We start from the raw sequence: 3662 nt of genomic DNA, 5'->3' as shown, positions 1-3662 counted from the left end.
CCGGTCGAAGGCGCCGGATCGTCGCGGTTGCCGGCGTTCCAGGCAACGCTTTTGACGCGGGTATTCGCGGCCGACGCCAGCAAGATCAGAACGAGAAGCAGCACGGCGCTCCAGACGAGCGACCAGAGTTCGGCAGTCATGGATTCCTCCCCTTGTGACCGGCCTGTTGGACCGGCAGCGGGAGCTTAGACCCTGAAGCGAACCCGGAGCAATTATCGGCCAGGGGAGGCCGGGTATTCAGCCGCGCAACAGGGCCTCTGCCTCACGCATCAGCCGGACGGTCTTCTCGCCGGCGGGTTCGACCTTCGCCAGGCGTGCGGCTTGGCCCGACCATAATTGCGCGAATTCGGCCTTGCCTTCCCGGGCGCTGGCCGAAACGAGCGGCGCGACCATGGCGCGCTGGGCCGGGAAGGGTGCCGCCTTGCCCTCGAGGTCGTGAAGCTCTTCGGTCAGGCGATTACGGATCGCGCGGGCGGGGCGGCCCGAAAAAAGTTTCGTGACGACGGTCGCGTGATCGGAGACTTCCGACAGCGCCTTGCGGTAGAGCGCCGATGTACCGGCCTCCGGGCAGACGAGAAAGGCCGTGCCGAGCTGCACACCCGACGCGCCGAGCATGAAGGATGCCGCGATGCCGCGCGCATCCCCGATGCCGCCGGCCGCGATCACCGGAACATCGACGGCGTCGACGACCTGCGGCACCAGCGCCATGGTCCCGACCGTGCCGAGATCGACATGGGTCAGGAAGGTGCCGCGATGGCCCCCGGCCTCATGACCCTGCGCGACGATGGCGTCCGCGCCGCCGGTCTGGAGCGCCCTGGCTTCTGCGACCGTGGTCGCGCTGCCAAGGATCGCGATTCCGGCCGCCTTGATTGCACGCATGGCGTCTGCTGGCGGGAGGCCAAAGTGGAAGCTCGCGACCTTCGGCTGCAATTCGAGAAGAAGCTTCAGCTGCTCGTCGTTGAAAGCGGGCGCGGCGACGGCGGGCTTCGGCACGGCGCCGAGACCGAAATCGGCAAAGCGCTGCGCCAGCGCCGCCTGCATCGGCGCAGCGTCGTAGCCATCGAGCACCGGCTCCTGATGCACGAAGAAATTGAGGTTGAACGGCTTGTTGGTGAGCGAGCGGAGCTTGCCGATCGCGTCGCGGAGTTCTGCGGGCTTCATCATCGCGACGCCGAGCGAACCGAGCCCGCCGGCATTCGAAACGGCGGCCGCCAGTTCCGGCGTCGAGGCACCGGCCATCGGCGCGCCGATCAGGGGAAGCTCGATGCCGAGGAGTTTTGTGAGCGTGTCGGGGAATGTCATGGGGGTCACCCGGTTGGAATTTGTCACCCCGGCCTTGTGCCGGGGTCCAGTAGCGGCTCGCTCCGTAAGTGTGGCCCCTGGATCCCGGCACAAGGCCGGGATGACATTTGTATATGACGCGGCGCAGTCCGCACCTCTTTACCCCAAACGCGGCAGGAGTACACTCGGCCTCATTCCGAGGGGTGTCCGAATCTTGTTCGGGCTGAGATGGCGTAACGCCGAACCCTTAGAACCTGATCCGGGTCATGCCGGCGAAGGGACGGACAACCATCCCCCGCTCTCCCGGATTTCCGAAGCCATTTGGACGGAGATCCATGATGAACATTCACGCGAAGCCCACAGTTACCACGGGTCCGCTTCCCGCCAGCGTCAAAATCCACACGACGCCCGAGGGCTTTCCCGATGTGGAAGTGCCCTTCCGCGAGATCAGCCTTCATCCGAGCGCGAAGGAGCCGCCTGTCCGCGTCTACGACACGTCGGGCCCCTACACCGATCCGACCGCGCAGATCGACGTCGAGAAGGGCCTCGTGCGGGTGCGCGAAAGCTGGATCGCGGCGCGGAACGACACCGAGACCTATCAGGGCCGCGAGATCAAACCGGAAGACAATGGCAATGTCGGCGCGGCGCATCTCGCCCGCGTCTTTCCGGTGACGCATGCGCCGCGCAAGGGCATCGCCGGCAAGCCGGTGACGCAGATGGAGTATGCGCGCGCCGGGATCGTCACCGCCGAGATGGCCTATATCGCCGAGCGCGAGAATATCGGCCGCAAGCGGGCGCTGGAAAACGCCGCGCACAAGCTGGCCGAGGGCGAAAGCTTCGGCGCCGACATTCCGGAGTTCATCACGCCTGAATTCGTGCGCCGCGAGGTGGCCGAGGGCCGCGCGATCATTCCCGCGAACATCAACCATCCGGAACTCGAGCCGATGATCATCGGCCGAAACTTCCTCGTGAAGATCAATGCCAATATCGGCAATTCCGCGGTCGCCTCTTCGGTCGCCGAGGAAGTCGACAAGATGGTCTGGGCGATCCGCTGGGGTGCCGATACGGTGATGGACCTCTCGACCGGCCGCAACATCCACAACACGCGCGAATGGATCATCCGCAATTCGCCGGTACCGATCGGCACCGTGCCGATCTATCAGGCGCTCGAAAAGGTCGACGGCATAGCCGAGAACCTGACATGGGAAGTCTTCCGCGACACGCTGATCGAGCAGGCGGAGCAGGGCGTCGACTATTTCACGATCCATGCGGGCGTGCGGCTGGCCTACGTGCCGCTGACGGCGAAGCGCGTGACCGGTATCGTCTCGCGCGGCGGCTCGATCATGGCGAAGTGGTGCCTCGCGCATCACAAGGAAAGCTTCCTCTACGAGCATTTCGACGAAATCTGCGACATCATGCGAGCCTATGACGTCTCGTTCTCGCTCGGCGACGGGTTGCGTCCCGGCTCGATCGCGGACGCGAATGACGAGGCGCAATTCGCCGAACTCGAAACGCTGGGCGAGCTGACGCAGATCGCCTGGGCCAAGGGCTGCCAGGTGATGATCGAGGGACCGGGTCATGTGCCGATGCACAAGATCAAGGTCAACATGGACAAGCAGCTGAAGCATTGCGGCGGCGCACCTTTCTACACGCTCGGGCCGCTGACGACCGACATCGCGCCCGGCTACGACCACATCACCTCCGGCATCGGCGCGGCGATGATCGGCTGGTTCGGCTGCGCGATGCTCTGCTATGTGACGCCGAAGGAACATCTGGGGCTCCCCAATCGCGCCGACGTGAAAGAGGGTGTCATCACCTACAAGATCGCGGCCCATGCGGCCGACCTTGCAAAGGGTCATCCGGCGGCGCAGCTCCGCGACGATGCGCTTTCCCGCGCGCGTTTCGAATTCCGCTGGGAGGACCAGTTCAACCTCGCGCTCGATCCCGAACGCGCCCGCGACTTCCACGACCAGACCTTGCCCAAGGACGCGCACAAGGTCGCGCATTTCTGCTCGATGTGCGGCCCGAAATTCTGCTCGATGAAGATCACGCAGGAAGTCCGCGACTATGCCGAAAGCGGCATGGCCGAAATGTCGGACAAGTTCAGGAACTCCGGCGCGGAGATTTATCTGGAAGAGGGAAAGGCCGCGGTGAAGGCGTCGAACGAGGCGCTGGGTGCGCGGCGGGAAAATCCGATTCCCTAAGAGCCCTCACCCAACCCTCTCCCGCAAGCGGGAGAGGGCTAGGAAGGATCGACCTCTTACCCCTCGCCCGCTTGCGGGAGAGGGAGGGGCCCGCCGCCGCGAGGCGGTGGGAGGGTGAGGGCGGGGATAAGTTTCGCGAAAAATATTCCGTGTGCCGCGCCTCTTGACCAGCGTGAC

The 3662-nt window shown here is 64.8% G+C and carries 2 protein-coding genes and 1 riboswitch; of the genes, one reads left to right on the top strand and one right to left on the bottom strand.

What is annotated here, in order from left to right:
• Positions 1-237: 237 nt before the first annotated feature.
• The gene (locus VMR03_RS17215; protein WP_325407397.1) at positions 238-1302 is read right to left on the bottom strand and encodes a nitronate monooxygenase family protein; all 1065 of its coding nucleotides are present in this window, start codon (positions 1300-1302) and stop codon (positions 238-240) included.
• 168 nt (positions 1303-1470) lie between these two features.
• Positions 1471-1579: riboswitch (TPP riboswitch) on the top strand.
• 40 nt (positions 1580-1619) lie between these two features.
• On the opposite strand from VMR03_RS17215, the gene thiC reads away from it, so the two are divergent.
• Positions 1620-3485: a phosphomethylpyrimidine synthase ThiC gene (thiC, locus tag VMR03_RS17210; RefSeq protein WP_325407398.1), complete on the top strand. Its 1866-nt coding sequence runs from the start codon at positions 1620-1622 to the stop codon at positions 3483-3485.
• Positions 3486-3662 lie beyond the last annotated feature (177 nt).

Origin of the sequence: Parvibaculum sp. (assembly GCF_035511255.1) — a bacterium.
Taxonomy (GTDB): Bacteria; Pseudomonadota; Alphaproteobacteria; order Parvibaculales; family Parvibaculaceae; genus Parvibaculum.
This window is presented reverse-complemented; position numbering and strand designations above follow the sequence as displayed.

Bases quoted from the DNA above. Each gene is read 5' to 3' on its own strand.
- VMR03_RS17215 (WP_325407397.1), bottom strand. From the start codon at position 1,302: ATGACATTCCCCGACACGCTCACAAAACTCCTCGGCATCGAGCTTCCC.
- thiC (WP_325407398.1), top strand. From the start codon at position 1,620: ATGAACATTCACGCGAAGCCCACAGTTACCACGGGTCCGCTTCCCGCC.